Genomic DNA, 25,515 nt, shown 5'->3' on the forward strand with positions numbered 1-25,515 from the left:
AGGAGCGAGCGCAGCTCGCGATGCGCCGCGCGGGCGGCGCTCGATCTGCGCACCACTAAACAAATCCCGTCATACGCCTGGTGGCAGTCACGCGGCCTGCCTCGGCATACGGGTGTGGGGGCTTATAGGTGTCCGCCTTCATGGTGGTTGAGCCTCTGAGATCGAGCGCCGCCCTGCGACGCATCGCGAGCTGCGCTCGCTCCTACGTTTTTTGGCCAGTTACGCGTGTGACAGGCGCGTGCACAAATGGCGCAGGAATAACTGGCCCAAATAAACTGTAGGAGCGAGCGCAGCTCGCGATGCGCGGCACGCCCGCCACCCGCTCAAAGCCAAACCGCATCCCAGTGCGGATAATCACCCGCCCTGGCAACCAACCCCGCCCGAATCGGATTGGCCACGATATATCTCGCTAATTTCACAACGTCCTCATCGCGACGCAGCGCTCGGTCGTAATACCCTGCCTGCCAGATCGGCGAGGCCTTTACCCCGGCCTTGCGCAATGCATTGCTGGTCTGGCACTTGAAGCGTTGCATCAGCATGCTTAGCGTCGCGTCCTTCAATTCGAGCAACCAGTGCACATGATCCGGCATCACAACCCAGGCTAATGAGTGGCAGTGCTTTTTATGTTGTGCATGGCGCATGTTGTGGATGGCTAGGCGGGCGTATTCGAAATCGACAAATAGTGGCCGACGGCGGTGGGTAACCGTGGTCAGCATGTAAAGCCTGCCTGGCACCGAGCAGCGGGCATGGCGTAGCCGGCAGCCATGGGGTTTGGTCATTGTGTTCATCCTTGAAAATGTGCGTGCTGGTACAGCCTAGCTCCGGTGTAAGGATGAAAGCGGTAATCAGGGTTGCAGCATGTAACTGGATACCCGGCGCAGGCGGCGCTGAACCTAGGCACCACCACAAAACTTACGCCCCCACTACAAATTCCAGACGAAAAAAAAGGCGACCCGAGGGTCGCCCTTTTTACCGATCAAACAGAACTCAGTTCTGTTTGGCCATTGCTTCGCGCAGCAGCGCAGCCATGGTGGTGTCGGCAGCCGCTTCCGGAGCGTTTTTCAGGCTCTGGATGGCTTCACGCTCTTCAGCGTCGTCTTTCGATTTGATCGACAGGCTGATAACGCGCGATTTGCGGTCAACGCTGATGATCTTGGCTTCGATCTCTTCGCCTTCCTTCAGAACGTTACGCGCGTCTTCAACGCGGTCACGGCTGATTTCGGAAGCTTTCAGAGTGGCTTCGATGTCGTCGGCCAGGGTGACGATGGCGCCTTTGGCGTCAACTTCTTTCACGATGCCCTTGACGATAGCGCCCTTGTCATTGACAGCAACGAAGTTGGAGAACGGATCGTCTTCCAGCTGCTTGATGCCCAGGGAGATGCGCTCGCGCTCTGGGTCGACCGACAGGATGACGGTTTCCAGCTCGTCGCCCTTCTTGAAACGACGTACGGCTTCTTCGCCGGTTTCGTTCCAGGAGATGTCGGACAGGTGAACCAGGCCGTCGATGCCGCCGTCCAGGCCAATGAAGATACCGAAGTCGGTGATCGACTTGATGGTACCGGTGATCTTGTCACCCTTGTTGAACTGGCCAGAGAAGTCTTCCCATGGGTTGGACTTGCACTGCTTGATGCCCAGGGAGATACGACGACGCTCTTCGTCGATGTCCAGAACCATGACTTCCACTTCGTCGCCAACCTGAACGACTTTCGACGGGTGGATGTTCTTGTTGGTCCAGTCCATTTCGGAAACGTGTACCAGACCTTCAACGCCTTCTTCCAGCTCAGCGAAGCAGCCGTAGTCGGTCAGGTTGGTAACGCGCGCTTGTACGCGAGTACCTTCTGGGTAACGGGCAGTGATAGCAACCCACGGATCTTCGCCCATCTGCTTCAGACCCAGCGAAACGCGGTTGCGCTCACGGTCGAACTTCAGAACGCGTACGTCGACTTCGTCGCCAACGTTAACGATTTCCGATGGGTGCTTGATGCGCTTCCAAGCCATGTCGGTGATGTGCAGCAGGCCGTCGATACCGCCCAGGTCCACGAATGCGCCGTAGTCGGTGAGGTTCTTGACGATACCTTTGACTTGCTGGCCTTCCTGCAGGGTTTCCAGCAGGGCTTCGCGCTCGGCGGAGTTCTCGGCTTCCAGCACGCTGCGACGCGAAACAACAACGTTGTTGCGCTTCTGGTCCAGCTTGATGACCTTGAATTCCAGCTCTTTGCCTTCCAGGTGGGTGGTGTCGCGCACTGGGCGGACATCAACCAGGGAGCCCGGCAGGAACGCACGGATGCCGTTAACGTCGACAGTGAAGCCGCCTTTAACCTTACCGTTGATAACGCCCTTGACCACTTCTTCGGCGGCGAAAGCTGCTTCCAGAACAATCCAGCACTCGGCGCGCTTGGCTTTTTCACGGGACAGCTTGGTTTCGCCAAAGCCGTCTTCGACCGCGTCCAGCGCAACGTGCACTTCGTCACCGACCTTGATGGTCAGCTCGCCAGCTTCGTTGTAGAACTGCTCGAGCGGGATGACGCCCTCGGACTTCAGGCCAGCGTGTACGGTAACCCAGTCGCCGTCGATGTCGACAACGATACCGGTGATGATGGCACCCGGCTGAAGATTGAGGGTTTTCAGGCTTTCTTCAAAGAGTTCTGCAAAGCTTTCGCTCATTTTAATTCCTGTAGATTCGGGCGAAACAGACGCCCATCACCACATTCCAGACAATGTGGGTTCGTTTTAAGTAAAGGAAAGCCCGCAGGACGATGACTGGTGCACCTGCCTGCCTTCCTGGTTATCAGAGGAGATCGCGCAGTGCGAGCTCGCTCCTGATACGTTGCAACACCTGATCGATGGACAATTCGGTGGAATCCAGCTGAATGGCGTCTGCCGCTGGTTTCAGCGGGGCCACTGCACGCTGGGTATCGCGCTCATCGCGCGCACGAATGTCATCTAGCAGACTCGACAGACTAACATCTTCACCCTTGCCCTTCAACTGCAGGTAACGGCGGCGGGCTCGTTCCTCGGCACTGGCGGTGAGGAACACTTTCAATGGCGCGTCGGGAAACACCACGGTGCCCATGTCACGGCCATCGGCAATCAGGCCAGGCGCCTCGCGGAAGGCGCGCTGGCGCACCAGCAGTGCGTCACGCACGGCCGGCAGCGAGGCCACCCGGGAGGCACCCGCGCCGACGGTTTCGGTACGGATGACGTTGCTGACATCCTCACCCTCAAGAATAATCTGCTGAAGCTTACCGGGCTGGGCGGCAATGAACTGCACATCCAGATGAGCGGCCAGGCGGGTCAGCAGCTCTTCGTTGGTGAGGTCCACGCCATGGTTGCTGGCGTTGAACGCCAGCAGACGGTACAGCGCGCCGGAGTCCAGCAGCCGCCAGCCCAGCTCCCGGGCCAGCAGCCCGGCAACGGTGCCCTTGCCCGAGCCGCTCGGCCCGTCGATGGTGATGACTGGCGTAGGCGCGTTCACGGCTTGCCCTCTTCCGCCACGCGGATGCCCACCTCGGCGCACAGCGCCAGGAAGTTGGGGAACGACGTGGCAACGTTGGCGCAGTCGTGGATGCGGATCGGCGCGCTGGCGCGCAGCGATGCCACGCTGAAGGCCATGGCAATGCGGTGGTCGCCGTGGCCGTGCACTTCGCCGCCGCCCAGCTGGCCGCCCTCGATGATGATGCCGTCAGGGGTGGGTTCGCACTGGATACCCAGGGTGATCAGGCCGTCGGCCATTACCTGGATACGGTCGGACTCTTTGACCCGCAGCTCTTCGGCGCCCCGCAACACGGTACGCCCCTCGGCGCAGGCCGCGGCCACGAACAGCACCGGGAACTCGTCGATGGCCAGGGGCACCAGCGCTTCAGGGATGTCGATACCCTTCAGGCGTGCGCCGCGCACGCGCAGGTCGGCCACCGGCTCGCCACCCACTTCACGCTGGTTTTCCAGGGTGATGTCGCCGCCCATCAGGCGCAGGATGTCGATGACACCGGTACGGGTGGGGTTGATGCCCACATGCTCCAGCACCAGCTCGGAACCTTCGGCAATCGAGGCCGCCACCAGGAAGAACGCCGCCGACGAGATGTCGGCCGGCACTTCGATACGGGTAGCGGTGAGCTTGCCGCCAGCCTGCAGCGACGCCACCGGGCCGTTGGTGTCCACGCTGTAGCCAAAGCCGCGCAGCATGCGCTCGGTGTGGTCACGGGTAGGCGCAGGCTCGGTGACGGTGGTCTTGCCTTCGGCGTACAGGCCCGCCAGCAGCAGGCAGGATTTGACCTGCGCACTGGCCATCGGCAGCGTGTAGGTCAGGCCCTTGAGCGAGTGGCCGCCGCGGATGGTCAGCGGTGGGCGGCCTTCCGGCCCGGTTTCAACCACCGCGCCCATTTCGCGCAGCGGGTTGGCCACACGGTTCATCGGGCGCTTGGACAGCGACGCATCGCCCGTCATGGTGACGTCGAACGCCTGCCCGGCCAGCAGGCCAGACAGCAGGCGCATGGAGGTGCCCGAGTTGCCGACGTACAGCGGCCCGGGTGGCGGCTTGAGGCCATGCAGGCCCACACCGTGAATGGTCACGCGACCGTGGTTGGGGCCTTCGATGACCACCCCCATGTCACGGAATGCCTGCAGGGTCGCCAGGGCGTCCTCACCCTCGAGGAAGCCCTCGACCTCGGTGGTGCCTTCGGCCAGCGAGCCGAGCATGATCGAGCGGTGGGAAATCGACTTGTCGCCCGGTACGCGGATTCGCCCGGTCAGGCGGCCACCGGGTTGGGCCAGGAAAATCAGATCGTTGGCGTTCATAGCGTCCACATAGGCCCGGCGGGCCAGGATTTTACTGAAATGCTCGCGGGCAACCCGAGCGCGGGTGAACACACCCAGCAACTGGTGCCCGTCCCCATCAGCGATCGCGTCGCGCAAGGCGTCGAGATCGCTGCGATATGTATCAAGCGTGCGCAGCACAGCGTCGCGGTTGGCAAGGAAGATGTCATGCCACATGGTCGGGTCGCTGCCGGCGATTCTTGTGAAATCGCGAAAGCCACCCGCAGCGTACCGGAAGATTTCAAGGTTTTCATCGCGCTTGGCCAACGAATCGACCAAACCGAAGGCCAGCAGGTGCGGCAGGTGGCTGGTGGCAGCCAGCACCTCGTCATGGCGCTCGACGGGCATGTGCTCAACGTCAGCGTCCAGGGCGCGCCACAGGCGGTCGACGATGGCCAGGGCGGCGCGGTCGGTTTCGGCGAGCGGCGTAAGGATGACCTTGTGCCGGCGGAACAAGGCGGCGTTGGAGGCCTCCACACCGCTTTGCTCGGACCCGGCAATCGGGTGGCCAGGCACGAAGCGCGACACACGCTCGCCCAGGGCTGCCCGGGCAGCCCGCACCACATTGCCCTTGGCGCTGCCCACGTCGGTGATCACGGCCTGGCCGAGGTCCAGCCCGGCCAGAAGCCCCAGCAGCTTTTCCATGGCCAGGATGGGCACGGCAAGCTGGATGACATCGGCGCCCACGCAGGCCGCTGCCAGGTCGTCTTCGCAGCGGTCGACCACGCCCAGGGCCACCGCCTGCTTGCGCGACGGGGCATCCAGGTCGACACCGACCACTTCGCGGCACAGGCCGCTTTCACGCAAGCCCTTGGCGAAGGAGCCGCCGATCAGGCCCAGGCCGACCACCACCAGGCGGTTGATGATCGGCGCGGGTTGGGTTGTTGCTGCATTTACCACGGGTGTGAACCTTGTATGGCGTTGTGTTGGTTGCCGGGGGTGCCATGCACCCCAATCGCGAGCGGCTACGGGCGGCGGTTCGGAATCAAAGCACTGCCTTTGGATACGAACCCAGCACCTTCAGTGCCACGGCTTCCTGGCTGATCTGCTCGAGCACGGCCTTGATCAGCGGGTCGCGGTGGTGGCCGACGAAGTCGATGAAGAACACATACGTCCACTTGCCGCTGCGCGACGGGCGGGTTTCGATGCGGGTCAGGTCGATGCCGTTCTGATGGAAAGGCACCAGCAGCTCGTGCAGGGCACCTGGCTTGTTGCTCATCGAAACGATGATCGAGGTCTTGTCGTCGCCGGTCGGCGGCACTTCCTGGCTGCCGATCATCAGGAAGCGCGTGGAGTTGTCGGGGCGGTCCTCGATTTTCTCGGCCAGGCGGGTCAGGCCATACAGGTTGGCCGCCATGTCGCCGGCAATTGCCGCAGAATTCCATTCGCCCTTGACGCGCTTGGCCGCCTCGGCGTTGCTCGACACCGCCACACGTTCCACATTCGGGTAGTGCGCGTCCAGCCACTTGCGGCACTGGGCCAGGGACTGGGCGTGGGAGTAGATGCGGGTGATGCTGCTGGTCTTGGTGCTCTCGCCCACCAGCAGGTGGTGGTGGATACGCAGCTCCACCTCACCGCAGATCACCATGTCGTGCTCGAGGAAGCTGTCCAGGGTATGGCTGACAGCCCCTTCGGTGGAGTTTTCCACGGGCACCACGCCGAAGTTGACGGCGCCAGCGGCCACCTCACGGAACACTTCGTCGATGGCTGCCATGGGCCGGCTGATCACAGCATGGCCGAAATGCTTCATGGCAGCGGCCTGGGTGAAGGTGCCTTCCGGGCCCAGGTAGGCGATTTTCAGCGGCTCTTCCAAGGCGAGGCACGAGGACATGATTTCGCGGAACAACCGCGCCATCTCTTCGTTGCCCAGTGGGCCCTGGTTGCGCTCCATCACCCGCTTGAGCACGGCAGCTTCGCGCTCAGGGCGGTAGAACACCGGCTTTTCGCCTTCGGGCAGCGAGGCCGTCTTGACCTTGGCCACTTCCTGGGCGCAACGGGCGCGCTCGCTGATCAGCTCGAGGATTTTCTCGTCGAGGCTGTCGATGCGCACCCGCAGGGCGGTGAGTTCATGCTCGGACATCAGCCGTGCTCCTTCTCGAATTCAGCCATGTAGGCCACCAGGGCTTCGACGGCGTCCAGGCCCAGGGCGTTGTAGATGGAGGCGCGCATGCCGCCCACCGAGCGGTGGCCCTTGAGGTTGAGCAGGCCGCGGGCGTCGGCACCGGCCAGGAAGGCTTTGTCCAGGCGCTCGTCAGCCAGGCGGAACGGCACGTTCATCCACGAACGGGCGTTGTGGCTGATGGGGTTGGTGTAGAACTCGCTGGCATCGATAAAGCCGTACAGGCGGTCTTTCTTGGCCCGGTTGCGCTGCTCCATGGCATCGACACCGCCCTGCTCTTTCAGCCACTCGAACACCAGGCCCGAGAGGTACCAGGAATAGGTGGCCGGGGTGTTGTACATGGAGCCGTTGTCGGCCGACACCTTGTAGTCGAGCATGGTCGGGCAGCTGCTGCGGGCATGGCCCAGCAGGTCTTCACGCACGATGACCACCACCAGGCCGCTGGGGCCGATGTTCTTCTGGGCGCCGGCGTAAATCAGGCCGAACTGCGACACATCGATGGGGCGCGAGAGGATGTCGGAAGACATGTCCACCACCAGCGGCACATCACCGGTCTGCGGCACCCAGTCGAACTCCAGCCCGCCGATGGTCTCGTTGGACGCATAGTGCACGTAGGCCGCGTTCGGGGTGAGGTTCCACTCGTTCTGGCCGGGGATGGCCAGGTAGTCGTAGGGCTTGGCACTGGCGGCCACGTTGACATGACCGAAGCGGCGCGCTTCTTCGATGGCCTTTTTCGACCAGATGCCGGTTTCGATGTAGTCGGCGGTGCCGTTCTCCGGCAGCAGGTTGAGCGGGATCTCGGCAAACTGCTGGCTGGCGCCGCCCTGCAGGAACAGCACCTTGTAATTCGAGGGGATGGACAGCAGGTCACGCAGGTCCTGTTCGGCCTTCTCGGCGATGGCCACATAGTCGTCGCTGCGGTGGCTCATTTCCATCACCGACAGGCCCTTGCCACGCCAGTCCAGCATTTCTGCCTGGGCGCGCTGCAGCACGGCATCCGGAAGCGCGGCAGGGCCCGCGCAGAAGTTAAAGGCTCGTTTGCTCACATCCACTCTCGCTCTGCCAAATAGAACAAAATCTTGATCGGTCACTACTTAACTTGCAGGAACCGAGGCGCCCACATCGCGAGCTACGCTCGCTCCTACACAGTCAAACGGGGCGACCTTGGTCGCCCCGTTCGGGTGTAACGCCTGCTTAGTCCTGCGGTGCCTCTTCGGCGTCCGCAGCGTCGTCATTGTCGGGCGCCTGGGCCTCGGCACCCTCCTCGTCCAACTCGATCACATCATCAAGCTCTTCAGCGGACGGCTCCTGGATACGCTCCAGGCCTACCAGCGTCTCGTCGCTGGCCAGCTTGATCAGGGTGACGCCCTGGGTGTTGCGGCTAAGGCTGGACACTTCGCCCACCCGGGTACGCACCAGCGTGCCCTGGTCGGAAATCAGCATGATCTCCTCGCCTTCCTGCACCTGAATGGCGCCGATCAGCAAGCCGTTGCGCCCCTTGGTGCCCATGGCAATGACGCCCTGGCCACCACGGCCGCGACGCGGGAACTTGGACAGCGGGGTACGCTTGCCGAAGCCACGCTCGGAGGCCGTGAGGATCTGCGCACCGGACTCTGGAATGAGCATGGAGATGATCTCCTGGCCCTTGCCCAGCTTCATGCCGCGCACGCCACGGGCGGTACGGCCCATTTCGCGCACCACGCTCTCGGCGAAGCGGATCACCTTGCCCGCATCGGAGAACATCATCACTTCCTTGGCGCCGTCGGTGATGGCCGCCGCAATCAGGGTGTCGCCTTCTTTCAGCTTCAGGGCAATCAGGCCGTTGCTACGCGGACGGGCGAACTGCACCAGCGGGGTCTTCTTCACGGTGCCCGACGCGGTGGCCATGAAGATGTAGGCGCCAGTAGGTTCGGCTGCCCACTCAGGGGTATCGCCGTCTTCTTCGTCGGCTTCCTCCACCTCGACCACTTCACCTTCGAGCACGGTGTCATCCGCGTCCTCCAGCTCTTCGTCGGCACCGGCGCTCTGCTGCAGGGCCTCCAGGTCGATCTGCAGCATGGCGGTGATGCGCTCACCTTCTTCCAGCGGCAGCAGGTTGACCAGCGGGCGGCCACGGGCAGCACGCGAGGCTTCGGGGATTTCGTAGGTTTTCTTCCAGTACACCTTGCCCTTGCTGGAGAACAACAGCAGGGTGGCGTGGCTGTTGGCCACCAACAGGTGCTCGATGTAGTCCTCGTCCTTCACGCCGGTGGCCGACTTGCCCTTGCCGCCGCGGCGCTGGGCCTGGTAGGCGGACAACGGCTGGGTCTTGGCATAGCCACCGTGGGAGATGGTCACTACGCGCTCTTCTTCCGGGATCATGTCGCCGTAGTTGAGGTCATGGCTGGCGTTCAGGATCTCGGTACGGCGGGCATCGCCATATTCGGCGCGGATCGCTTCGAGTTCTTCGCGGATCACTTCCATCAGGCGCTCAGCGCTGCTGAGGATACGGATCAGCTCGCCGATCTGCTCCAGGATTTCCTGGTACTCGGCCAGCAGCTTCTCGTGCTCGAGGCCGGTCAGGCGGTGCAGGCGCAGGTCCAGGATGGCCTGGGCCTGTTCTGGCGAAAGGTAGTACTTGCCGTCGCGCAGGCCAAATTGCTCTGGCAGGTCTTCGGGGCGGCAGGAATCGGCACCGGCGCGCTCGACCATCACCTGCACGGCACTGGATTCCCATGGCGTGGAAATCAGCGCTTCCTTGGCTTCGGACGGCGTTGGCGAGGCCTTGATCAGGGCAATGACCGGGTCGATGTTGGACAGCGCAACCGCCTGGCCTTCAAGGATATGGCCGCGCTCGCGGGCCTTGCGCAGCTCGAACACGGTGCGGCGGGTGACCACCTCACGGCGGTGGCGCACGAAGGCTTCGAGCAGGTCCTTGAGGTTGAGCAAGCGCGGGCGGCCGTCGACCAGCGCCACCACGTTGATGCCGAACACGCTCTGCAGCTGGGTTTGCGAATACAGGTTGTTGAGCACCACCTCCGGCACCTCGCCGCGACGCAGCTCGATGACGATGCGCATGCCGTCCTTGTCGGACTCGTCGCGCAGCTCGGTGATGCCTTCGATCTTCTTCTCTTTGACCAGCTCGGCGATTTTCTCGATCAGGCGGGCCTTGTTGAGCTGGTAAGGCAGCTCGGTCACGACGATCTGCTGGCGGCCGCCTACCTTGTCGATGTCTTCGATTTCGGAGCGGGCGCGCATGTAGATGCGGCCACGGCCGGTACGGTAGGCCTCGATGATGCCCTGGCGGCCGTTGATCAGGCCGGCCGTGGGGAAGTCCGGGCCCGGAATGTGCTGCATCAGCTCATCGATGGTGACTTCGGGGTTGTCGATGAGTGCCAGGCAGCCGTCGATGACCTCGCCCAGGTTATGCGGCGGGATGTTGGTGGCCATGCCCACGGCGATACCGCTGGAACCGTTGACCAGCAGGTTTGGGATACGGGTGGGCATCACCGCCGGGATCTGTTCGGTGCCGTCGTAGTTGGGCACCCAATCGACGGTTTCTTTGTGCAGGTCAGCCAGCAGCTCGTGGGCCAGCTTGGCCATACGCACTTCGGTGTATCGCATGGCAGCGGCGTTGTCGCCGTCCACGGAACCGAAGTTGCCCTGACCGTCGACCAGCAGGTAGCGCAGCGAGAACGGCTGGGCCATACGCACGATGGTGTCGTAGACCGCAGTGTCGCCGTGCGGGTGGTACTTACCGATCACGTCACCGACCACGCGGGCGGATTTCTTGTACGGCTTGTTCCAGTCGTTGCCCAGTTCGCTCATCGCAAAGAGAACGCGACGATGCACGGGCTTCAAGCCGTCACGCGCATCGGGCAGCGCTCGCCCGACAATCACGCTCATCGCGTAGTCGAGGTAAGACTGTCTCAGTTCGTCTTCGATATTGACCGGGAGGATTTCTTTGGCCAGTTCGCCCATGAGAAGCCTGATTCCTTTTTCTGGTGAAACTTCGCAGCTCCATCAAGGGCCGAACGAAGCTCGCCGCCGCAGCGCATCAGCATGCGACGACTTACGACAAATCAACGAGTTGTGCCATGGATCTGCGCAGTGAAGACCGCCGGTATGGGCGGGCTTGGAAACTGCCGGATGTTACCACAATGGCGGGGGTAGTGGGGAGATGTGCACCGGGGGCTTGCCGGTGAATGTGCGGCGCCGGAGGGATCGGGCGCCGCTTGAGCGGCGCATCGCGAGCTGCGCTCGCTCCTACAGGTGTTTCGGGCCGAATCAGTGCAACCGCTTGCGACACATCAGTTGCGCCAGCTTGGCGGTGTCCGGGCGCTCGATAATGCCCCGTTCGGTCACGATCACGTCGATCAGGTCTGCCGGGGTCACGTCGAACACCGGGTTGAACACCTCGACATCCGGCGCAACCCGGGTACCGGCGTAGTCCAGCAGCTCGCCGGCCTCGCGCTCTTCCAGCGGAATGTCTTCGCCGGTGGCCAGGTTGAGGTCGATGCTGGTGCTCGGCGCCACCACCATGAAGCGCACGCCGTGGTGCATGGCATTGACGGCCAGTTGATAGGTGCCGATCTTGCTGGCCACATCGCCGTTGGCAGCGATGCAGTCTGCGCCCACCACCACCCAGGTGATGCCCTTGGTCTTCATCAGGTGGGCCAGGGCGGAATCGGCACACAAGGTCACCGGCAGCCCTTCGTTGGCCAGCTCCCACGCCGTCAGCCGCGAGCCCTGCAGCCACGGCCGGGTTTCACCGGCGTACACCCGCTCCACCATGCCCTCCAGGTAACCGGCGCGGATCACCCCCAGGGCGGTGCCGAAGCCACCGCTGGCGAGGGCGCCGGCATTGCCGTAGGTGAGCAAGGTCTGGGCATTGCCCTGGTGGCGGCGGATCAGCTCGGTGCCGTACTGGGCCATGGTCAGGTTGGCCTCGCGGTCACTCTCGTGAATCAGGCGCGCTTCAGCTTCCAGGGCGGCCAGCACATCTTCGGCGGGGCGCAGACGCTGCAGGCGCTCGCGCATGCGGTTCAGCGCCCAGAACAGGTTGGCCGCCGTGGGGCGCGCCTCGGCCAGCACCAGGAAGTCTTCTTCCAGGTCCATTTCCCAGTCGCCGCCCTCGGCCAGCCGCTCTTCCACGGCCAATACCAGCCCGTAGGCGGCCACGATGCCGATCGCCGATGCACCGCGCACTGCCATGTCGCGGATGGCCGCTGCCACCTGCGCAACATTGTCGCAGGCCAGCCATTGTTCTTTCGAGGGCAGCAGGCGCTGGTCGAGCAGGTGCAGGACGCCGCCCTGCCAGCGGATCCCGGTCACCTTCTCCGCCGCCAAAAGTCGCTCGCGCATCACCTCTCCCCGTGGTTCGCCCATCAAAAGCCGGCGATTATAGCGAGCCTGGTGGCCAAGCGCTCGGGTATACTTCGGCCTTTTCGAGCGCAAGCTCCAGGCCATGCGCTGCAACCACTGCCCGCCACACCCAGGCTGGCCCTGGCCCGCAGTTGCCGGCTTGCCGCTTGAAGCTGACACCCAAGTTCCAGAGGACTGTTCAATGAGCAACGTCGACCGCGCCGAAATTGCCAAGTTCGAAGCGCTGGCCCACCGCTGGTGGGACCGTGAGAGCGAGTTCAAGCCGCTGCACGAAATCAACCCGCTGCGGGTCAACTGGATCGACGAGCGCGCCAGCCTGGCGGGCAAGAAGGTGCTGGATGTGGGCTGCGGCGGCGGCATCCTCAGCGAAGCCATGGCCCAGCGCGGCGCCACGGTCACCGGCATCGACATGGGCGAAGCGCCCCTGGCCGTCGCCCGGCTGCACCAGCTGGAGTCCGGCGTGCAGGTGCAATACCGGCAGATCACCGCCGAAGCCCTGGCCGAAGAAATGCCCGGCGCATTCGATGTGGTCACCTGCCTGGAGATGCTTGAGCACGTGCCCGACCCGTCCTCGGTCATCCGCGCCTGCTACCGCATGGTCAAGCCTGGCGGCCAGGTGTTCTTCTCCACCATCAACCGCAACCCCAAGGCGTACCTGCTGGCCATTGTCGGCGCCGAGTACATCCTCAAGATGCTGCCGCGCGGCACCCACGACTTCAAGAAGTTCATCCGCCCTTCGGAGCTTGGCGCCTGGAGCCGCATTGCCGGCCTTGAAGTGAAGGACATCATCGGCCTCACCTACAACCCGCTGACCAAGCACTACAAACTCAGCAGCGACGTTGACGTCAACTACATGATCCAGACCCTGCGCGAGGAATGAGCATGCGCCTGCGAGCTGTACTGTTCGACATGGACGGCACCTTGCTGGACACGGCGCCGGACTTCATCGCCATCTGCCAGGCCATGCTCGCCGACCGCGGCCTGCCGCCGGTGGACGACCCCCTGATCCGCGGGGTGATCTCTGGCGGCGCCCGGGCCATGGTCGCCGCCACCTTTGCCATGGACCCGGAGGCCGAGGGCTTCGAGGCCCTGCGCCTGGAGTTTCTGGAGCGTTACCAGCGCGACTGCGCCGTGCACACCCGGTTGTTCGATGGCATGGCCGAACTGCTGGCGGACATCGAGAAAGGCAAGCTGCTGTGGGGGGTGGTCACCAACAAGCCGGTGCGTTTCGCCGAGCCCATCATGCAGCGCCTGGGCCTGGCCGAACGCTCGGCACTGCTGATCTGCCCAGACCACGTAACGCGCAGCAAACCAGACCCAGAGCCGCTGATACTGGCCTGCAAGACGCTGAACCTGGACCCGGCCAGCGTGCTGTTCGTGGGGGACGACTTGCGTGACATCGAGTCGGGCCGCGACGCCGGTACCCGCACCGCAGCGGTACGTTTTGGCTATATTCACCCGGATGACAATCCGAACCACTGGGGCGCCGACGTGGTGGTTGACCACCCGCTGGACTTGCGCAAGGTCATCGACAGCGCGCTGTGTGGCTGCTGAACAGTGCGGCCCTGCGCATAACCTGTCCAGCAGGGCCCTGTGGCAGCGGCTTCAGCCGCGAACACCGGCGCAGCCGGTGCCCTGCACCGCGCCGCCTGCTTCGCGGGTAAACCCGCTCCTACAGGTTCAGCTGCCCGCTTACAGGGTGTGTTCAAGCATTTAAAGGACTCAAACATGTTCGACTACGCCGCTCGTGCGGATCTGCTCAAAGGCCGGGTCATCCTGGTAACCGGCGCCGGCCGTGGTATCGGCGCTGCCGCTGCCAAGGCTTACGCCGCACTGGGTGCCACGGTGCTGCTGCTGGGCAAGACCGAAGCCAACCTGAACGCGCTGTACGACGAAATCGAAGCGGCTGGCCACCCGCAGCCGGTGGTTATCCCGTTCAACCTGGAAACCGCCCTGCCCCACCAGTACGACGAACTGGCGGTGATGATCGAAGACCAGTTCGGGCGCCTGGACGGGCTGCTCAACAATGCCTCGATCATCGGCCCACGCACCCCCATGGAGCAGTTGTCGGGTGACAACTTCATGCGCGTGATGCATGTGAACGTGGATGCCACCTTCATGCTCACCAGCACCCTGCTGCCACTGCTGAAGCTGTCCGAGGACGCTTCGGTGGTGTTCACCAGCAGCAGCGTGGGGCGCAAGGGCCGCGCCTACTGGGGCGCCTACGGGATCTCCAAGTTCGCCACCGAAGGCATGATGCAGACCCTGGCCGACGAACTGGAAGGCGTGGCACCGGTACGTGCCAACAGCATCAACCCGGGCGCCACGCGCACCGCCATGCGTGCCCAGGCCTATCCAAGCGAAAACCCGCAGAACAACCCCCTGCCCGAAGAAATCATGCCGGTGTACCTGTACCTGATGGGGCCAGACAGCAAAGGCGTGAATGGGCAGGCGTTCAACGCCCAGTAAGCCCAGGAGGCCGGGCGGCCTCCTGATTCACACCGCAACCTGGGTCAGCCAGCAGCCAGCGCCGGGCTTACCCGGCCTTGCTGGCGCCCCTCGAGCTGCATGCAGCGCTCCAGGAACAGGAACATGCAGTCGTAGCTCTTGCAGATCGCCCGGCGCAGCTCGGTACGCAGGCTCATGCTCGGGTTCTCGCCCGCCAGGGTGCAGATGATCTCCAGCGCCTCCCACGGGTGGGTGTCGTCATACTGGGCATGCATCTTCAGCCACTTCATGGCGCGCTTGCGCTGGTCTTCCGGGAAGCCCATGGCGTAGGTATCGGTGGAGCACACCACTGCCGACCACTCCCCGGTCGCCCCTTCAATGGCATAGTTGGTGGCCGCCATCGACACCGCCAGGTTCTCGGTAGCGCACACTCGCCAGCACCAGTCATTCAGGCCGTTGAGTTCGGGCGGTACATCCTGGGCCTGCAGGTCGTGCAGGTTCACGCCATGGGCCTGGGCCCAATTCACCCAATAATCGGCGTGGTTCAGTTCCACGCGAATGTTGCGCATCAGCCAGCGCCGCGCCATGTCCTCGCCCTGATGGCGGCCGTAGCGGGTCTTGGTGAGGTTATGCGCCATGTACAGCGAGAACTGCTCCACCACCGGCCAGCCGCCAATCAGGTACTGGCGAATGGTGGACTGCTTGAGGGTGCCGTCGCGCAGGCGCGCATACAGCTCGTGCTCCACCACACGGCGCTTGCTCTCACTGCAATCCTCGATCAGTTGCTGGGCCCACGTGGGGTAGCTGGCCGGGTCCATCAATGGCCCGATACGGACGAATGCATCAATCACTTTCTGCTCCTTGATCCTTGTGATTTCTAGCTAGCGAAACGTGCCAGGCGCCCGCTGCAACAGGGGCCGGTCGGCCACCCGCTGGCGGTGCAAACTGTCACAGGTGAACACCTGCGGGCGTTCTATCAGGTAGCCCTGGGCGTAATCCACACCAATTTCCTGCAGGGCCTGCTCGATCAACGGGGTCTCGACAAACTCGGCGATGGTACGTTTACCCATCACGTGGCCGATGTGGTTGATGACCTCGACCATGGCCCGGTTGACCGGGTCATCGAGCATGTCCTTGACGAAACTGCCGTCGATCTTGAGGAAATCTACGGGCAAATGCTTGAGGTAGGCAAACGATGACATGCCGGCGCAGAAGTCATCGAGGGAAAACCGGCAACCCAGGCCCTTGAGTTCATTGATGAAGCGGATCGCGCTGCCCAGGTTGGCGATGGCGCTGGTCTCGGTGATCTCGAAGCAGATCATGCGCGGCGGAATGGCGTAATCCACGAACAGGCGTTGCAGGTACTCCAGGAATTTGTCATCACCGATGCTCGAGCCCGACAGGTTGATGGCACAGGTGGCCAGTGGCCCTTTGTGGCCGGCGTCCAGGCACTGGCGGATGATCATGAACACGTTGCGCACCACCCAGCGGTCCAGTGCGGTGATCAGCCCGTAGCGTTCGGCGGCTGGGATAAAGCTGTTGGGCAGGATGGTGCGCCCGCTTTCGTCGTGCAGGCGTAACAGAATCTCGATATGGCCAGGGCCGTCGAAGGCTTTGAGCGGCGCGATTTCCTGGGCGTACAGGCAGAAGCGGTTTTCTTCCAGGGCCACGTGCAAGCGCTGGATCCAGGCCATTTCGCCGAAACGGATAGACAGCTCGCTGTCGTCGGCATGGTACACCTGCACACGGTTACGGCCCTTTTCCTTGGCCATGTAGCAGGCCATGTCGGCCGCACGCAGCGACGTTTCCAGGGTGCCGGGCGCCTGGGCGATGTGCACCAGCCCTACGCTTACCGTGGTCACGAACGGCCTGCCCTTCCACACGAAGTGCAGGCTCTGCACCATCTGGCGCAGTTGCTCGGCAATGCGCTCGGCCTGCTCGGGCGGGCAGTTTTCCAGCAGCACGCCAAACTCGTCGCCCCCCAGCCGCGCCAGGGTGTCGCCTTCGCGCAGGCCCGATTGCAGCACCGCGCAGATGTGCCGCAGTAATTCGTCGCCCGCCGCATGCCCGCAGGTATCGTTCACAAGCTTGAACTGGTCCAGGTCCAGGAACATCAGCGAATGCCGGCCCGGCTGGCGCGCCAGGGCATTGAGCGCCTGCTCCAGGCGGTATTCGAATTCACGCCGGTTGGCCAGGCCCGTGAGGGCATCGTGGGTGGCCTGCCAGGACAGGTTGGCGATGTACTGGCGCTCCTGGGTCATGTCGTGCAGCACCAGCACAATGCCGCTGACCTGCCCTTCGTTGACGATGGACGAGCCCACCAGGTTGATCGACACGGTGCTGCCGTCCAGCCGCTGAATCAGCCGCGCATGTTCGGCCCCGCCCTTGAGGCTGCCGCTGAGCACCTGGTCCACCAGGCTGCGGCCTTCGTCCATGTCGTGCTCGTCCACCAGGGTGAACAGCGCCGACAGCGGCAAGCCCAGGGCCTGGGCAGCTTGCCAGTGGGTGAGCTGCTCGGCCGCAGGGTTCATGTAGCCGATGCAGCCCTCCACATCGGTGGTGATCACCGCGTCGCCAATGGCTTGCAGGGTGATTTGCGCGCGCTCTTTTTCTTCCTGCAAGGCGCTGGCGAACGCCTGGCGCTGGGCCAGCAGCTTGCTTGAGCGGCGCCAGGCGATGGTAATGAGGATGAGCGCGGTCACCAGGTTGGTAATCAGCAGCACCCTCAGCAGTACCCGCGAGCCCTCGCCCAAGGCATCGCTGAACGCCTTGGCGGCGGGGGTGACACCTTCGTTGATGATGGCGATACGCGCCTTCCAGGCTTCTACCGTGGCCTCAGCCACCGGCCCATTGGCGAAGCGCTGGTGCATCTCGCCCGCCAGCACGTCCAGCTTGGCCAGGTAGTCGTCACCCATGTCCCAGTAGTTCACCGCCGTCTGCATGTAGCTGATGCCGCGGAAATGGCGGTAGAACCAGATGATGCGCTCAACGTCGTCCAGGTGGTTGCCGCCCTGCAGCACGGCCTCGCGGGCGGCCTGCAGGTCAGGGTCCGGTTTGTCCAGCACCTTGCGCACGCGGTGGTCGCCCTGGGGCACGATGATGGCCTGGCGATAGCGCTGGTAGGTGTCCTCGTCGCGCGTATCTGCGTACAGGTTGAGGTAGTAGATGGCGTCTTTCTGAGCCTTGGACCATAGGCTCTCCCCCGCGACGTACGCACGCACGGCTGAAAGCGTGTACAGGCTGAGGCTGCCCAAGGCAACCTGGAACACCACCACGGCGATGAAGGGCCAGGTGATGCCGAGCAGCTTGGGCGCCTCTTGAGTGCGATGTCCCTTCATGGATTCCCTGTCACCGAGCTGATAAGGCGAGAATCGACCCAGACAAAGCACAGCGTAGGCCATTTGCCAGTAACGCGATGGAAATTTCAGCAGTGACCGGCGTGCTGCACCTAGCGCTGCTGCAAGTGCCCATACAGCTTGGCGTACAAGCCGCCCTCGGCGATCAGTTGCTGGTGGTCGCCGTCCTCTGCCACACGCCCGCCATCGAACACCAGCACACGGTCAGCCTGCTTAACAGCCGACAGGCGGTGGGCGATGATCAGAGTGGTGCGGCCGGTTAAAAACCGTGCCAGTGCCTGGTGCAGGTTGTACTCGGTGGCGGCGTCCAGCGCCGAGGTAGCCTCGTCGAGGATCACCACCTTGGGCTCGGCCAGTACCATGCGGGCGATGGCCAGCCGCTGGCGCTGCCCACCGGACAGCCGCACCCCGGACCGCCCCACCACGCTGTCCAGGCCCTGGGGCAAGGCGGCGATGGTGCTGTCGAGCTGGGCAATGGCCAGTGCCTGCCAGCAGGCGTCATCGGTGCAGTCGCGGCCCATGGTCAGGTTGGCGCGTACGGTGTCGTTGAACAGCGAAGGGTGCTGGAGCACCACCGCGACATGCTCGCGCAGGGTGTCCAGGCCAATCTCCTGCAAGGTGGCACCGCCAAAACGGATGCTGCCGGCCTGGGCGCTGTACAGCCCCAGCAGCAGCTGCACCAGGGTGCTCTTGCCGCCGCCACTGGCACCGACGATCGCCACCTTTTCACCGGGGGCAATGGCCAGGTCGAGGTGCTCCAGTACCGGCTCATCACCGTAGGCGAAGCTCAGGTCGCGCACCTCGATGCCTACCGTGGCGTGGCCGGCGAAGGGGTTGCTGGCGCCGGGGTACTGGGGCTCGTCGGCGCGTGCCAGCAGCTCGTTGAGGCGGTTCAGGGCGCCACCTGCGGCGTAGTAGGCGTATTGCAGGTTGAGCAACTGCTCCACCGGGCCAATCATGAACCACAGGTAGCTGAACACCGCCAGCATCTGGCCAATGGACAGGTCCGAAAACAGCACGGTGAGCATCGCGGCCGCACGGAAGATATCGATGCCGAACTGGAACAACAACCCACTGGCGCGGCCACTGGCATCACTCTTCCACTGGGATTCCACCGCGTAATCACGCACTTCGCGGGCGCGCACGCCCAGGCGCCCAAGGAAGTAACCCTGGCGGTTGCCGGCACGGATTTCCTGGATGGCATCGAGGGTTTCGGTAAGGGCTTGGGTAAAACGGGCCGTGCTGTCGTTTTCCAGCTTCTTGAGGTGCTTCACGCGCTTGCCCAACTGCACGGTGAAGTAGATGACCAGCGGGTTGAACAGCAGAATCAGCAACGCCAGCTGCCAGTGCATCCAGATAAGAATGGCCGCTGTGCCGGTGAGGGTGAGCATGGCGACCAGAAAGCGGCTGAGGGTTTCGCCCACGAACTTGTCGAGGGTGTCCAGGTCGGTGACCAGATGGGTGGTGACCGTGCCACTGCCCAGGCTTTCGTACTCCTTCAGCGAAATACGCTTCAGGCGCTCGATGAGCCGAATGCGCAACCGGTAGACGATGTCCTTGGCCAGCCCGGCGAACAGTTTGGCCTGAACCACATTGAATGCCAGCGCACACAGGCGCAGGCACAGGGTAAGCACCAGCATCAGGCCGATATAGCCCGCGGCCACCTGCCAGCCCTGGGGCAGCAGCTGGTTCATCCATTTCAGCGCGGCATCGCCATGGCCCAGCAGCACTTCATCCACCAGCAGCGGCAGCAGCAACGGGATGGGCACGCTGCAGCAAGCCGCCAGCACCGCAATCAGGTTGGCAGACCAGAGCTGCTTTTTGTGGTGCAGGGCCAGGCGGCGAATCTCTGCCCAGCTCAACCGGTCAGCCACGGCCTGGGGTTTACCCGGCACCGGGTCGGGCGACCCGGGCATATCAAGCACTGGCGGCCTGCTGCAGCCAGCGGCTGAGCAGAGGCTGCAGGCGCTCCAGTGGCTGATAGCCGTTGGTCAGCAAGGCCAGCTGGCCATTGCGCTCGGCAAGCAAGGTGGGAAAGCCCGCAATGCCCAGGTCCTGCGCCCAGGTGAAATCGGCGGCCGTGGCGCTGCGGGTATCGGCACGGGCGAAGGCCTCGGCGAACACCGCGCGGTCGAAGCCGGCCTGCTCGGCCAGCTCTACCAGTTGTGGGGCAGTGGTCACGTCTACACCCTGCTGGTAGAACGCCTGCTGGATGGATGCCAGCAGTGGCCACACACGCTCGGCCTCCAGTTCGCGGGCGGTGACCAGGGCGCGGCAGGCAGGTTCTGTGTCGTAGACGAAGCCATCGGGCATGGCGCCTTCGAAACGGAACGGCTGCCCGGTGGCGTCGGCCACGGCCTGCCAGTGCTCCAGGATGTACTTGCGCGTCGAGGTGTCCAGCGCGCTCCCACCGGTACGCAACCCCCCAGGTACCAAGTGGGTGGGCACGCCGGCCTGCTGCGCCTGGGTGATCAGCGCCGCGGCAACGGGTGCGAAGCCCCAGCACCAGGAGCACATCGGGTCCATCACGTAGATCAGGCGTGCAGACATGCCTCAGGCCTCGGCTTTGTAGTTGTAACCAATCGGGTGCGGCAGGTTGCGGGCCTTGGCCAGTTCGATCTGCTTCTGCCGGTCGATGGCGCTGCGCCGGGTCTTCTCGCTCAGGGTGTCCCAGCAGTGTGGGCAGCTGATACCTGGCGAATAATGCTCGGACTCGCGCTCCTGGGCGTTGATCGGGTGCCGGCAGGCGTGGCACTGGTCGTAGTCGCCTTCGCTCAGGTCGTGGCGCACCGTGACCCGGTTGTCGAACACGAAGCAGTCGCCGTCCCACAGGCTCTGTTCCTGGGGCACTTCCTCGAAGTACTTCAGGATGCCGCCTTTCAGATGATAGACCGCCTCGAAGCCTTCACCGAGCATGTAGCTGGAGGCTTTTTCGCAACGGATGCCACCGGTGCAGAACATGGCCACCTTCTTGTGCCTGGCGGGGTCGAAGTTGGCCTTGATGTACTCGGGGAACTCGCGGAAGGTTTCGGTCTTGGGGTCGACGGCGCCCTTGAAAGTGCCGATGGCCACTTCATAGTCGTTGCGGGTGTCGATCAGCAGCACTTCCGGGTCGCTGATCAGGGCGTTCCAGTCCTTGGGCTCCACATAGGTGCCCACCGCCTGGTTGGGGTCTACGCCCGGCACGCCGAGGGTGACGATCTCTTTCTTGAGCTTGACCTTGGTGCGGTAGAACGGCTGTTCGTCGCAGTACGACTCTTTATGGTCCACATCCACCAGCCGCGGGTCGTTGCGCAGCCAGGCCAGCAGGCCGTCGATGCCCTGGCGGGTGCCGGACACAGTGCCATTGATGCCTTCGTTGGCCAGCAGCAAGGTGCCTTTGACGTCGTTGTCGAGCATGGTCTTGAGCAGCGGTTCGCGCAGTTCGACGTAGTCCTGCAGGGTGACGAACTTGTACAGCGCCGCGACGACGATCGGTTGTGACATGAAGCAGGTTCTCCAGGTGGTTGCCCTCGTAAGGGGCGGACCGGGTTACACAATGTAAAAGGGGCCGCTGAGCGGCCCCTGTGGGGATGAAGCGGATTCTACCAGAACTCCTTCAGGGTTTCAGTGCCCGCCGCCGGCGCACACGGGCGAAGCCGGCGCAGCGCCGACCTTGGCCCACTCTTCGCCGGTGTAGGTATGAATGGCCAGGGCATGAATCTGGCCCATCAGCTCACCCATGGTGGCGTACACCTTCTGGTGGCGCTTGACGCTGTTGAGGCCAGCGAACTGCTCGCTGACGATCACGGCCTTGTAGTGCGTCTGTTGGCCACGGCTGTGCATGTGGCTTTCATCCAGCACCTGCAGGTGCTGCGGCGCCAGGGCGGCCAACTGCTGTTCGATACGCTGTTGCATGCTCATCGCGTACGGCTCACTTCTTGGCTGGGGCGGCTGCCTTGCCGAAGTTCGGGTCCAGCTCCTTGGTCATGTCTTCAAGCAGCTTGTTCACCACCGGCACCGCAGGCTCCAGGCTCTGCTGGGTCAGCTGGGCCGACTCCTGGGTGACCTTGGGCATTTCACGCAGCACTTTCTTGCCCAGTGGCGATTCGTAGAACTTGACCAAGTCTTTCAGCTCTTGCTCGGTGAAGGTCCTGGTGTACAGGTCAACCATTTTAGGCTTGAGCTTGTTCCAGCCGATGGCGCTGTTGAGCGCAGCGTTGGCCTTGGCCTGGTAGCTTTCCAGTACCGATTGCTTGGTAGCCGGTGCCTTGGTCTGGGCGAAGCGCTGGGCGAACATCTGCTGTACCTGCATGTACACCGGGGTACCAAGCTTGTCGGCATTGGCCAGGGTCAGGAACTTCTCGGCAGCCGCGTTGTGGCTGGCAGTGGCGGCAAGTACCTGGCCGCTGGCACAGGCCAGGGCAACGGCAGCACAGAGGACACGAAGACGGGTCATTGCATTTCCTTCAGGAGGGGGAGGCGGTACCTCAGAGTAGAGCATTCTGCGCCCGTGACGGCACGCTGCTCAAGGGGCACGACAGACGATTGAACCGCCCGGTCGCATGAGGGCCTAAACTGCTGATTCTGACTGACAAGGGAGTGAATGCAGCATGAGCCGTATCGAGACAGACAGCCTGGGCCCGGTCGAAGTTCCTGAGGACGCCTACTGGGGCGCCCAGACCCAACGCTCGCTGATCAACTTCGCCATTGGCCAGGAGCGCATGCCGCTGGCAGTGCTGCACGCCCTGGCACTGGTCAAGAAAGCGGCCGCGCGGGTGAATGATCGCAATGGCGACCTGCCCGGTGATATCGCGCGCCTAATCGAGCAGGCCGCCGACGAAGTGCTGGGCGGGGAACACGATGATCAGTTCCCGCTGGTGGTGTGGCAGACCGGCAGCGGCACCCAGAGCAACATGAACGTGAACGAGGTGATTGCCGGGCGTGCCAACGAGCTGGCGGGCCAGGGCCGCGGCGGCAAGGCGCCGGTGCACCCCAACGATCACGTCAACCGCTCGCAAAGCTCCAACGACTGCTTCCCGACGGCCATGCACATTGCAGCGGCCCAGGCGGTGCACGACAAGCTGCTGCCGGCCGTGGCCGAGCTGTCTTCGGGGCTGGCGGAGCTTTCAGCGCGCCACCACCAGCTGGTGAAGACCGGCCGCACGCACATGATGGACGCCACCCCCATTACCTTCGGCCAGGAAGTGTCGGCGTTCGTTGCCCAGCTCGATTATGCCCAACGCGCCATCCGTGCCACCCTGCCAGCGGTTTATGAACTGGCCCAGGGCGGCACGGCGGTGGGCACGGGGTTGAACGCACCGCACGGGTTCGCCGAAGCCATTGCCGCCGAACTGGCTGCGCTGTCCGGGTTGCCGTTCGTGACCGCGCCGAACAAGTTCGCCGCCCTGGCCGGGCACGAGCCGCTGACCAGCCTGGCCGGTAGCCTGAAAACCCTGGCAGTGGCACTGATGAAAATCGCCAACGACCTGCGCCTGCTGGGTTCTGGCCCACGGGCGGGGCTGGCAGAAGTGCGCCTGCCGGCCAACGAGCCGGGCAGTTCGATCATGCCCGGCAAGGTCAACCCGACCCAGTGCGAGGCGCTGTCAATGCTGGCTTGCCAGGTGCTGGGCAACGACGCCACCATCGGTTTTGCCGCCAGCCAGGGCCACCTGCAGTTGAATGTGTTCAAGCCGGTGATCATCCACAACCTGCTGCAGTCGATAGAGTTGCTGGCCGATGGCTGTCGCAACTTCCAGCAGCATTGTGTGGCCGGTATCGAGCCAGATGCCGAGCAGATGGCTGCGCACCTGGAACGGGGCTTGATGCTGGTCACGGCGCTCAACCCGCATATTGGCTACGACAAGGCTGCAGAAATCGCCAAGAAGGCCTACAACGAGGGCAAGACCCTGCGGGAAGCGGCGCTGGAGCTCAAGTACCTGACCAACGAGCAGTTCGACCAGTGGGTAAGGCCAGAAAACATGCTGGCACCGGGCGGCCGGGGCTGACACGCCTAGCGGGGGTGGTGGGGGGCCAGCCTGCGGGCCCGCCAGCCCGCGACCAGGGAAGGGCCCAGCGCGACCAGGGCCGAGCCCAGCACCACCACCACCGCGCCTATGTAACCGAGGGAGTTGATGTCTTCGGCCTGCACGTATGCGGGCCATAACAACGCCGCAACCGCTACGGCAATGAAGGTGACCAGCGGGGTGAGGGCCAGGGTGGCGCTCACCCGCGACGCCTCCCAGTGGGCCAGTGCTTCGGCAAACGCACCGTAGGCCACCAGCGTGTTAAGGCAACAGGCCAGCAGCAACCAGCCCTGCACCGGGCTCAACTGCAGGGCCTCCAGCGGGTGGACCCAGGGCGTGAGCAACGCAGCGCAACTGAGGTAGATCACCATCATCACCTGCTGTGAGTTCCAGGTTGTAAGCAGCTGCTTCTGGCTCAACGCATAGAACACCCAGATGCTGGTAGCCAGCACGATGGTAAGTACACCGGTGGTGTAGGTGCCCAGCGACGTCAGCAGTTCATCGAGCCGCTGGTTGAAGAACAACCCGAAACCCGCCAGCAGAATCAGCAGCCCCATGCCCTGCCCCAGGCTGAAACGCTCGCGGAACACGAACACGCTGGCCACCAGCAGCAGCACCGGCCCAAGCTGCACCACCAGTTGCGCCGTGCCTGGGCTCAGCAGTTTCAGCCCGATGAGGTACAGCACGTAGTTGCCCATCAACCCGAATACCGCCACCACCACCAGCCCCCGGCCTTTGCGGCTGAGTTTGCCGAGCGATGGCAGGCGGCGGCGGGCCGACAGCCACGCGCACAGCAGGCCACCGGAGACCAGCAGGCGGTACCAGGTCACGGTCAGCGGGTCCATCACTTGCAGCACCTGCTTGAGCTTGATGGGCAAGATGCCCCACAGCAACGCGGTCAGCAGCGCCAGGAACAGGCCATAGCCCCAGCGGCCGGAAGTGATATGCATGGTGTCCTCGATGATGTCCGTGGTGCGGGTATGGGGATTCTAAGGGCTTGACGGGCCACTACGGTGGCGTGCGTCGAGAAAAGAATTCATCTGGTCATTCTGTGGCGGCATGATGTGCGGTGCCCGCCAGGCAGGCAGCGCACTGTCGGTATGGCACCGGCTGCGCCGGTGTTCGCGGCTGAAGCCGCTCCTACGTTTGTTTCGGGCCAATTAGGCCTGCGCGATTGGCGCGCGTACGCCCTAGCGCATGTCGCGGTACCGTGTCGTACTAACCAGGCGGTCGCGCGCGCCTGCCACAGGCGTTACTGGCCCGAAAAAAACGTAGGAGCGACCGCCAGGTCGCGATGCGCCGCGCGGGCGGCGCTCGGTCTCATAGGCGCAGACCGTGTTGTGGCGAACACCTGGTGGCTCTGATCCAATCTCAGCCCGGGACCCTTCACCGGCAGAATGCGGTTAGGCTG

20 protein-coding genes are annotated in these 25,515 nt (G+C 63.6%); 4 read left to right on the forward strand and 16 right to left on the reverse strand.

Going from position 1 to position 25,515, the window contains the following annotated elements; translation table 11 throughout:
* Positions 1 to 323: 323 nt before the first annotated feature.
* The 8 genes from IAE36_RS21270 to mtnA form a co-directional block, all read right to left on the reverse strand.
* A complete protein-coding gene (locus tag IAE36_RS21270; protein WP_201214543.1) occupies positions 324 to 779 on the reverse strand; it encodes an REP-associated tyrosine transposase in 456 nt (151 codons plus the stop codon).
* A gap of 208 nt (positions 780 to 987) precedes the next feature.
* Positions 988 to 2,664 (reverse strand): 30S ribosomal protein S1, encoded by a 1,677-nt coding sequence (gene rpsA, locus IAE36_RS21275; protein ID WP_003252673.1) that lies wholly within the window; start codon positions 2,662 to 2,664, stop codon positions 988 to 990.
* A gap of 124 nt (positions 2,665 to 2,788) precedes the next feature.
* Entirely contained in the window at positions 2,789 to 3,475 is a 687-nt protein-coding gene (gene cmk / locus IAE36_RS21280; RefSeq protein ID WP_028634702.1) for a (d)CMP kinase, read from the reverse strand.
* A complete protein-coding gene (locus IAE36_RS21285; protein WP_201214546.1) occupies positions 3,472 to 5,712 on the reverse strand; it encodes a bifunctional prephenate dehydrogenase/3-phosphoshikimate 1-carboxyvinyltransferase in 2,241 nt (746 codons plus the stop codon). The genes cmk and IAE36_RS21285 overlap by 4 nt, the downstream gene beginning before the upstream one ends.
* Positions 5,713 to 5,797: 85 nt before the next feature.
* Positions 5,798 to 6,892, reverse strand: coding sequence for a prephenate dehydratase (pheA, locus tag IAE36_RS21290; protein ID WP_201165649.1), 1,095 nt, complete (start codon positions 6,890 to 6,892; stop codon positions 5,798 to 5,800).
* The gene (gene serC, locus IAE36_RS21295; protein WP_201165650.1) at positions 6,892 to 7,977 is read right to left on the reverse strand and encodes a 3-phosphoserine/phosphohydroxythreonine transaminase; all 1,086 of its coding nucleotides are present in this window, start codon (positions 7,975 to 7,977) and stop codon (positions 6,892 to 6,894) included. Before serC ends, pheA begins: the two co-directional genes overlap by 1 nt.
* Positions 7,978 to 8,125: 148 nt before the next feature.
* The gene (gyrA, locus tag IAE36_RS21300) at positions 8,126 to 10,891 is read right to left on the reverse strand and encodes a DNA gyrase subunit A (protein ID WP_201214548.1); all 2,766 of its coding nucleotides are present in this window, start codon (positions 10,889 to 10,891) and stop codon (positions 8,126 to 8,128) included.
* A gap of 306 nt (positions 10,892 to 11,197) precedes the next feature.
* Positions 11,198 to 12,274: an S-methyl-5-thioribose-1-phosphate isomerase gene (mtnA, locus tag IAE36_RS21305; RefSeq protein ID WP_201165598.1), complete on the reverse strand. Its 1,077-nt coding sequence runs from the start codon at positions 12,272 to 12,274 to the stop codon at positions 11,198 to 11,200.
* 202 nt (positions 12,275 to 12,476) lie between these two features.
* Here mtnA and ubiG point away from each other — a divergent pair, with 202 nt between their 5' ends.
* The 3 genes from ubiG (at position 12,477) to IAE36_RS21320 (ending at position 14,764) form a co-directional block, all read left to right on the forward strand.
* The gene (gene ubiG, locus IAE36_RS21310) at positions 12,477 to 13,175 is read left to right on the forward strand and encodes a bifunctional 2-polyprenyl-6-hydroxyphenol methylase/3-demethylubiquinol 3-O-methyltransferase UbiG (RefSeq protein ID WP_201214551.1); all 699 of its coding nucleotides are present in this window, start codon (positions 12,477 to 12,479) and stop codon (positions 13,173 to 13,175) included.
* A 2-nt stretch (positions 13,176 to 13,177) separates the two neighbouring features.
* Positions 13,178 to 13,849 carry an N-acetylmuramic acid 6-phosphate phosphatase MupP gene (gene mupP, locus IAE36_RS21315; RefSeq protein ID WP_201214553.1) on the forward strand — a complete coding sequence of 224 codons (672 nt, stop codon included), beginning with the start codon at positions 13,178 to 13,180 and terminating at the stop codon, positions 13,847 to 13,849.
* A 174-nt stretch (positions 13,850 to 14,023) separates the two neighbouring features.
* The gene (locus IAE36_RS21320) at positions 14,024 to 14,764 is read left to right on the forward strand and encodes a YciK family oxidoreductase (RefSeq protein ID WP_028634694.1); all 741 of its coding nucleotides are present in this window, start codon (positions 14,024 to 14,026) and stop codon (positions 14,762 to 14,764) included.
* A gap of 44 nt (positions 14,765 to 14,808) precedes the next feature.
* On the opposite strand, the gene IAE36_RS21325 is transcribed toward IAE36_RS21320, so the two are convergent.
* From IAE36_RS21325 to IAE36_RS21355, 7 genes are all read right to left on the reverse strand, one after another.
* A complete protein-coding gene (locus IAE36_RS21325; RefSeq protein WP_028634693.1) occupies positions 14,809 to 15,594 on the reverse strand; it encodes a TenA family transcriptional regulator in 786 nt (261 codons plus the stop codon).
* Positions 15,595 to 15,624: 30 nt separating this feature from the next.
* A complete protein-coding gene (locus IAE36_RS21330; RefSeq protein WP_060482528.1) occupies positions 15,625 to 18,081 on the reverse strand; it encodes an EAL domain-containing protein in 2,457 nt (818 codons plus the stop codon).
* A gap of 110 nt (positions 18,082 to 18,191) precedes the next feature.
* On the reverse strand, positions 18,192 to 20,015 hold the full coding sequence (locus tag IAE36_RS21335; protein WP_201165619.1) for an ABC transporter ATP-binding protein: 1,824 nt from the start codon (positions 20,013 to 20,015) through the stop codon (positions 18,192 to 18,194).
* Between the two features lies 1 nt (position 20,016).
* Complete coding sequence (locus IAE36_RS21340; protein WP_201214562.1) at positions 20,017 to 20,649, reverse strand: DsbA family protein; 633 nt, start codon at positions 20,647 to 20,649, stop codon at positions 20,017 to 20,019.
* A 3-nt stretch (positions 20,650 to 20,652) separates the two neighbouring features.
* Entirely contained in the window at positions 20,653 to 21,585 is a 933-nt protein-coding gene (gene trhO, locus IAE36_RS21345; protein WP_028634690.1) for an oxygen-dependent tRNA uridine(34) hydroxylase TrhO, read from the reverse strand.
* Positions 21,586 to 21,705: 120 nt separating this feature from the next.
* Positions 21,706 to 22,002 carry a BolA family protein gene (locus IAE36_RS21350; protein ID WP_028634689.1) on the reverse strand — a complete coding sequence of 99 codons (297 nt, stop codon included), beginning with the start codon at positions 22,000 to 22,002 and terminating at the stop codon, positions 21,706 to 21,708.
* Positions 22,003 to 22,012: 10 nt separating this feature from the next.
* A complete protein-coding gene (locus IAE36_RS21355; protein WP_201214565.1) occupies positions 22,013 to 22,537 on the reverse strand; it encodes a DUF2059 domain-containing protein in 525 nt (174 codons plus the stop codon).
* Between the two features lie 154 nt (positions 22,538 to 22,691).
* Here IAE36_RS21355 and IAE36_RS21360 point away from each other — a divergent pair, with 154 nt between their 5' ends.
* On the forward strand, positions 22,692 to 24,086 hold the full coding sequence (locus IAE36_RS21360; RefSeq protein ID WP_028634687.1) for a class II fumarate hydratase: 1,395 nt from the start codon (positions 22,692 to 22,694) through the stop codon (positions 24,084 to 24,086).
* A gap of 5 nt (positions 24,087 to 24,091) precedes the next feature.
* Here the strand turns inward: IAE36_RS21360 and IAE36_RS21365 are convergent, their stop codons facing one another.
* A complete protein-coding gene (locus tag IAE36_RS21365; RefSeq protein WP_201214569.1) occupies positions 24,092 to 25,054 on the reverse strand; it encodes a DMT family transporter in 963 nt (320 codons plus the stop codon).
* Positions 25,055 to 25,515: the final 461 nt, after the last annotated feature.

It is taken from the genome of Pseudomonas sp. S36 (assembly GCF_016647875.1).
GTDB lineage: Bacteria > Pseudomonadota > Gammaproteobacteria > Pseudomonadales > Pseudomonadaceae > Aquipseudomonas > Aquipseudomonas parafulva.

What these genes read in the sequence shown, in the direction of transcription:
- IAE36_RS21270 (WP_201214543.1), bottom strand. Translation starts at nt 779, where the DNA reads ATGACCAAACCCCATGGCTGCCGGCTACGCCATGCCCGCTGCTCGGTG.
- rpsA (WP_003252673.1), bottom strand. Translation starts at nt 2,664, where the DNA reads ATGAGCGAAAGCTTTGCAGAACTCTTTGAAGAAAGCCTGAAAACCCTC.
- pheA (WP_201165649.1), bottom strand. Translation starts at nt 6,892, where the DNA reads ATGTCCGAGCATGAACTCACCGCCCTGCGGGTGCGCATCGACAGCCTC.
- gyrA (WP_201214548.1), bottom strand. Translation starts at nt 10,891, where the DNA reads ATGGGCGAACTGGCCAAAGAAATCCTCCCGGTCAATATCGAAGACGAA.
- mtnA (WP_201165598.1), bottom strand. Translation starts at nt 12,274, where the DNA reads ATGCGCGAGCGACTTTTGGCGGCGGAGAAGGTGACCGGGATCCGCTGG.
- ubiG (WP_201214551.1), top strand. Translation starts at nt 12,477, where the DNA reads ATGAGCAACGTCGACCGCGCCGAAATTGCCAAGTTCGAAGCGCTGGCC.
- mupP (WP_201214553.1), top strand. Translation starts at nt 13,178, where the DNA reads ATGCGCCTGCGAGCTGTACTGTTCGACATGGACGGCACCTTGCTGGAC.
- IAE36_RS21320 (WP_028634694.1), top strand. Translation starts at nt 14,024, where the DNA reads ATGTTCGACTACGCCGCTCGTGCGGATCTGCTCAAAGGCCGGGTCATC.
- IAE36_RS21330 (WP_060482528.1), bottom strand. Translation starts at nt 18,081, where the DNA reads ATGAAGGGACATCGCACTCAAGAGGCGCCCAAGCTGCTCGGCATCACC.
- IAE36_RS21335 (WP_201165619.1), bottom strand. Translation starts at nt 20,015, where the DNA reads ATGCCCGGGTCGCCCGACCCGGTGCCGGGTAAACCCCAGGCCGTGGCT.
- IAE36_RS21340 (WP_201214562.1), bottom strand. Translation starts at nt 20,649, where the DNA reads ATGTCTGCACGCCTGATCTACGTGATGGACCCGATGTGCTCCTGGTGC.
- trhO (WP_028634690.1), bottom strand. Translation starts at nt 21,585, where the DNA reads ATGTCACAACCGATCGTCGTCGCGGCGCTGTACAAGTTCGTCACCCTG.
- IAE36_RS21350 (WP_028634689.1), bottom strand. Translation starts at nt 22,002, where the DNA reads ATGAGCATGCAACAGCGTATCGAACAGCAGTTGGCCGCCCTGGCGCCG.
- IAE36_RS21355 (WP_201214565.1), bottom strand. Translation starts at nt 22,537, where the DNA reads ATGACCCGTCTTCGTGTCCTCTGTGCTGCCGTTGCCCTGGCCTGTGCC.
- IAE36_RS21360 (WP_028634687.1), top strand. Translation starts at nt 22,692, where the DNA reads ATGAGCCGTATCGAGACAGACAGCCTGGGCCCGGTCGAAGTTCCTGAG.
- IAE36_RS21365 (WP_201214569.1), bottom strand. Translation starts at nt 25,054, where the DNA reads ATGCATATCACTTCCGGCCGCTGGGGCTATGGCCTGTTCCTGGCGCTG.